5 protein-coding genes are annotated in these 5,940 nt (G+C 69.6%); all 5 read right to left on the bottom strand.

Annotated features, from left to right (window positions below):
- On the bottom strand, positions 1 to 1,181 hold a 1,181-nt coding region (rodA, locus tag RH94_RS06700), incomplete at its 3' end, for a rod shape-determining protein RodA (protein WP_073946743.1).
- Complete coding sequence (gene mrdA / locus RH94_RS06705; protein ID WP_073946712.1) at positions 1,178 to 3,463, bottom strand: penicillin-binding protein 2; 2,286 nt, start codon at positions 3,461 to 3,463, stop codon at positions 1,178 to 1,180. The genes rodA and mrdA, both read right to left, overlap by 4 nt.
- An 83-nt stretch (positions 3,464 to 3,546) precedes the next feature.
- On the bottom strand, positions 3,547 to 4,227 hold the full coding sequence (mreD, locus tag RH94_RS06710) for a rod shape-determining protein MreD (protein WP_073946713.1): 681 nt from the start codon (positions 4,225 to 4,227) through the stop codon (positions 3,547 to 3,549).
- A gap of 15 nt (positions 4,228 to 4,242) precedes the next feature.
- Positions 4,243 to 5,184 (bottom strand): rod shape-determining protein MreC, encoded by a 942-nt coding sequence (gene mreC, locus RH94_RS06715; RefSeq protein WP_073946714.1) that lies wholly within the window; start codon positions 5,182 to 5,184, stop codon positions 4,243 to 4,245.
- Positions 5,185 to 5,345: 161 nt separating this feature from the next.
- Positions 5,346 to 5,940, bottom strand: a 595-nt coding sequence (gene mreB, locus RH94_RS42580) for a rod shape-determining protein MreB (protein WP_234425579.1), incomplete at its 5' end; no start/stop codon positions are given.

Genomic DNA, 5,940 nt, shown 5'->3' on the forward strand with positions numbered 1-5,940 from the left:
CGCTGCACTCTGATCGACTGCAGCAGTCCCACCGCCACCCACACCGCGAACATCGCCGAGCCGCCGTAGGAGACGAACGGCAGGGGCAGTCCGGTGACCGGCATGATGCCGAGGGTCATGCCGATGTTCTCGAAGCTCTGGAAGGCGAACCAGGCGACGATTCCGGCGGCGACGACCGTGCCGTACAGCTCGGTCGTCTCGCGGGCGATGCGGCAGGCGCGCCACAGGAGGACCCCGAGCAGGACGATGATCAGTCCGGCGCCGACGAAGCCGAGTTCCTCGCCCGCGACCGTGAAGACGAAGTCGGTCTGCTGTTCGGGCACGAACTGGCCGGTGGTCTGCGAGCCGTGGAAGAGGCCCGCGCCGGTCAGGCCGCCGGAGCCGATGGCGATGCGGGCCTGGTTGGTGTTGTAGCCGACGCCGGCCGGGTCGAGGCTGGGGTTGGCGAAGGCGGCGAACCGGTTGATCTGGTACTCGTCGAGGATGTGCAGCTGCCAGATGGCGACGCAGCCGACGACGCCGGCCGTGAGCAGGCCGAAGATCCAGCGGTTGGAGGCGCCGGAGGCGAGCAGGACGCCCAGGACGATGGTCACCAGGACCAGGACCGTGCCGAGGTCGGGCATGAGCAGCACGATCATGACCGGTACGACGGCCAGGCCCAGCGCCTGCAGGACCGTGCGGTGGTCGGGGTACGTCTTGTCGCCGGCGTCGACCCGGGCCGCGAGCAGCATCGCCATGCCCAGGATGATCGTGACCTTCACGAACTCGGAGGGCTGCAGGGAGAGGCCGCCGATGACGATCCAGTTGCGGCTGCCGTTGATGGTGGCGCCGAGCGGGGTGAGCACCAGCAGTACTCCGAGCACCGAGACCCCGTACAGGACCGGCACGGCGTTGCGCAGGGCGCGGTGGCCGAGCCAGACGGTGACGATCATCAGGGCGACCCCGATGCCGGTGTTCAGCAGGTGCCGCATCAGGAAGTAGTACGGGTCGCCCTTGTTGATCTCGGTGCGGTTGCGGGTGGCCGAGTGGACCAGGGCGGCGCCGATCATGGACAGCGCGAGCGCGGAGAGCAGTATCGGCCAGTCGAGCCGGCGGGCCAGTGAGTCGCGGGCGAAGAGCCGGGTCCAGCGGGCCTGTTCGGGTCCGTATCCGGAGACGGAGAAGCTGTTCGCGCCGGTCATGCGGTCGTCCTCCGGCTTCCCCTCCGGCGCGGGCGCCTGCGGGTGTCGCGGTTGCCCGTGGGGGGCGTGGTGGTGGTCGCGGGCGTCTGCGGGCCGTCCGGCGTGGCGTCACCCGGCCGGGAGGGCTGCCTGGTCGGCTGCTGGGTGGCCTGCTGGGCCGCCTTCTCCTGGTCCTCGGCGGGGTCGTCGGAGATCTTCGGGGCGAAGACCGAACCGTCCGGCTGGATCTTCGGCAGGCTCTTCTGCGGGGTGGGCAGCAGGGCCTTCTTGTTGTCGACGGAGCCGTCGGCCTGGACGCCGTACATCGCGCTGTAGATGTTGCGCACCGCCTCACCGGAAGCGCCGGAGCCGGTACCGGCCTGGGCGATGGTCATGACGACCGTGTAGTCCTTGGTGTAGGTGGTGAGCCAGGACGTGGTCTGCTTGCCGTAGACCTCGGCGGTACCGGTCTTGGCGTGCAGCGGGATCTTGTCCTGCGGCCAGCCGGAGAACTTCCAGGCGGCGGTACCGCGGGTGGCCACGCCGGCCAGGGCCTGGTCCATCATGTTCCGGGTGGCCTTGGTGACGGGCAGCTTGCCGTGGGACCTGGGCTTGATCTCGGTGATGTGCTTGCCGTCGGGGCTGACGACCGCCTTGCCGATGGTCGGGGTGTACATGGTGCCGCCGTTGGAGATCGCCCCGTAGATGACGGCCATCTGGACGGGGGTGACGAGGGTGTCGCCCTGGCCGATGGAGTAGTTGATCGAGTCGCCCTCGCGCAGCTTGTTGCCCTCGAGGCAGTTCTCGTACGCGATCCTCTCGACGTAGCTGCCGTCCTTCTTGCCGGTCTTGCACCAGCCGTCCTTGTTGGCCTCCCAGTACCGCTGCTTCCACTCGCGGTCGGGGACGCGGCCGGTGACCTCATTGGGCAGGTCGATGCCGGTCTCCTTGCCGAGGCCGAACTGGTGGGCGGTCTTGTAGAAGTAGTCCTTGGGCTTCTTCTTGGGGTTGATGCCGCCGTCCTTCTTCCACTCGTTGTCCGAGAGGTAGTAGTAGACGGTGTCGCAGGAGACCTCCAGGGCCCGGCCGAGGGAGATCGGGCCGAAGCTCTCCCCCTCGAAGTTGTTGAAGACCTGGCCGCCGACCGAGTAGGAGCTGGTGCAGGGGTAGTTGCCGTTGAAGTCGTAGCCGGCCTTGACGGCGGCGGCCGTCGAGACCACCTTGAAGGTCGAACCGGGCGCGGACTGGCCCTGGATGGCCCGGTTGAGCAGCGGGTAGTCGGAGTCCTTGCCGGTGAGCGCCTTGTAGTCCTTGGCGGAGATACCGCCGATCCAGACGTTCGGGTCGTACGTCGGCGCGGACGCCATGGCGACGATACGGCCGGTCCTGGCCTCCATCACGACGACGGCGCCGGAGTCCGCCTTGTAGTTCCTGTTGGTGTTCCGGTCCCACTGGGTGCGGGCGGTCTTCATGGCCTTGTCCAGCTCGTGCTCGGCGATCCGCTGGACCCGGGAGTCGATGCTGGTGACCAGGCTGGAGCCTGGTTCGGCGGCATCGGACTCGGCCTTGCCGATGACACGGCCGAGGTTGTCGACCTCGTAGCGGGTGACGCCGGCCTTGCCGCGCAGCTCCCGGTCGTACTGCCGCTCCAGGCCGGAGCGGCCGACCATGTCGGAGCGCAGGTAGGGCGAGTCGCTGTCCTTGGCCCGCTGGATCTCGTCGTCGGTGACCGGCGAGAGGTAGCCGAGGACCTGGGCGGTGTTGGACTTGCCGGGGCCGGGGTAGCGGCGTACGGCCGCGGGCTCGGCGGTGATGCCGGGGAAGTCCTCGGCGCGCTCGTGGATCTGCAGGGCCTGCTTGGAGGTGGCCTCGTCGGTGATGGGGATGGGCTGGTAGGGCGAGCCGTTCCAGCAGGGCTGCGGGGTCTTGGCGTCGCACAGCCGGACCTTCTGCATGACGTCCGTGACGTCCATGCCGAGCACGCCGGCGAGCTTGGTGAGGACCGCCTTGCCGTCGTCCTTCTGCTTGAGCAGGTCGGTGCGGGAGGCGGAGACCACCAGCCGGGTCTCGTTGTCGGCGAGCGGCACTCCGCGCGCGTCCAGGATGGAGCCGCGCACGGCGGGCTGGACGACCTGCTGGACGTGGTTGCCGGACGCCTGCTTCTGGTAGTGGGCGCCCTCGCGGACCTGCAAGTACCACAGCCGGCCGCCGAGGGTGCCGAGCAGGGAGAGGACGAGGATCTGGATGACGACGAGCCGGGTCTGGACCCGTGGGGTCCGGCCGGTCTCGGGAATGTTGGTCACTGGCGCTGCCTCCCCCTCTCAGTGTGTGTACGAGTCGTGCGCGACGAAGCCGAGGGGCCGACGGCCCGTCAGCGTCCTGGCTCTCACAGCCGCTTGACCCCCTTGATGCGGCCGACCCGGGTGGTGCGGGAGCGGGCCTTGCTCTTCAGGCCGCCGAACGCGCCGCGCTGGCCGCCGATGTGCAGGCCGGTGCCGGAGGAGAGCCAGCCGGAGGAGATGTCGGCCGCCTTCTTCGCGGCGGTGTTGGTCTCGCCGAGCGGGTCGTTCTCCGAGCGCCGGGCCAGCGCCATGATGCCGGGGACGACGAAGGGGGCGAGCAGCAGGTCGTACACGGTGGCCGTGAGCAGCAGGCCGGGCAGGCCGACGTGGCGGGCGGCGGTGTCGCCGACGAGGGCGCCGACGCCGGCGTACAGCAGCGTGGAGCCGATGGCGGCGCCGACCACCACGGCCATGGGGCCGGTGGCCGACTTGACCTGGCCGGTCTCGGGTTTGATGAGTCCGGCGAAGTAGCCGATGACGCACAGCACCAGGGCGTAGCGGCCGGCGGCGTGGTCGGCGGGCGGGGCGATGTCGGCGAGCAGTCCGGCGCCGAAGCCGACGAGGGCGCCGCCGACATGGCCGTAGACCATGGCCAGGCCCAGGACGGTGAGCAGCAGCAGGTCGGGGACGGCACCGGGCAGGTGCAGCCGGGCCAGGACGCTCACCTGGATCATCAGGGCGGCGACGACCAGCGCGGCGGAGAGCAGGATCCGGTTGAGACGCATGGGAATGGAAAGCTCCTACTGCTGCGGTCGGCCGGGAAAGAGGGCGTCGGCGGACGGGGTGACCGTCACGGTCACCGTGGGCGTCGGGGTCGGCCGGGGCTTGGGCGGCAGCACCTCGTCGCGCGGGTCCTTCTTCGGGGCCCGTACGACGACGCCGACGACGTCGAGCTTGGTGAAGGAGACGTACGGCGTGACGTACACGGTGCGGGTCAGGTCGCCGCCGGTGGGGTCGACGCGGGAGACCGCGCCGATCGGGACGCCGGGCACGAACGGCCGGTCGGCCTGGGAGCCGAAGGTGACCAGGCGGTCGCCCTTCTTCACGTTCGCCTTGGCGTTGAGCAGCTGCACGCGCAGCGGGCGGTCGCCCTGGCCGGAGGCGAAGCCGAGTTCGTCGCTGCCCTCCATGCGGGTGCCGACGGTGAAGTCGGGGTCGTTGGCGAGCAGGACGGTGGCGGAGGCGGGGCCGACGGTGGTGACGCGGCCGACCAGGCCGTCGGCGTTGAGGACGGTCATGTCGCGCCTGATGCCGTCATCGGCGCCGGCGTCGATGGTGATGGTCCAGGAGAAGCCCTGCGTGGCTCCTATGGCGATGACCTGGGCGCCCTTGATGCCGTACTGGCCCTCGCCGGCCAGCTTCAGCATCCTGTTCAGCTGGTTCAGCCGGCTGCGGTTGCGGTCGTCGCTGCCGAGTTCGGCCTTGAGGGCGGCGTTCTCCTTCTCCAGCTCGGCGAGCCGGTCGTGGCGCTCGCCGGAGTCGCGGACCGCGGAGACCGCGTTGCCGACCGGGTTCACCACGGCCGACATGCCGTTCTCGATCGGACCGAAGACGGTGGCGGCGGCGTGCCGGGCGCCGTCCACGGGGGAGTTCTCCCCACCGCGGATGTCCACTGTGATCAGCGCGAACGCGATGGCGATCAACAGCACCAGGAGCAGCCGGCTCTCTTTCGTGTCCCTCACGTGCGGCGGCCGTGCCCTTCCTCATAGGAACTGGGTGGCCCCGGGAAGCGCTGACCCTGAGCGCGATCCCAAGGGGCCCGTTTGCGGGAACTCATGCCTCTATATCAACGATCCGCCGTACGAGAGGGGATCACCTCGTACGGCGGAATCGGACATTTGTGTTATCTGCGCGGCTGGGCGTCGAGGACCTGCTGGAGTGCCTCGAACTCCTCGACGCACTTGCCCGATCCGAGCGCCACGCTGTCCAGCGGGTCCTCGGCGATGTGGATCGGCATGCCGGTCTCCCGGCGCAGCCGCTCGTCCAGGCCGCGCAGCAGCGCTCCGCCGCCGGTCAGGACGATTCCCCGGTCCATGATGTCGCCGGACAGCTCCGGCGGACACTTGTCGAGCGTCGTCTTGACCGCGTCGACGATGGCGTTGACCGGCTCCTCGATCGCCTTGCGCACCTCGGCGGCCGAGATGACGACGGTCTTCGGCAGCCCGGAGACGAGGTCCCGGCCGCGGATTTCGGTGTGCTCGTCGGTTTCGAGGTCGTACGCCGAGCCGATCGTGAGCTTGATCTGCTCCGCCGTCCGCTCGCCCAGCAGGAGGGAGTACTCCTTCTTGACGTGCTGGATGATCGCGTTGTCCAGCTCGTCGCCGGCGACGCGGATGGACTGGGCGGTGACGATGCCGCCGAGCGAGATGACCGCGACCTCCGTGGTGCCGCCGCCGATGTCCACCACCATGTTGCCCGTGGCCTCGTGGACCGGCAGG

This window comes from Streptomyces kebangsaanensis, assembly GCF_001906585.1.
GTDB lineage: Bacteria > Actinomycetota > Actinomycetes > Streptomycetales > Streptomycetaceae > Streptomyces > Streptomyces kebangsaanensis.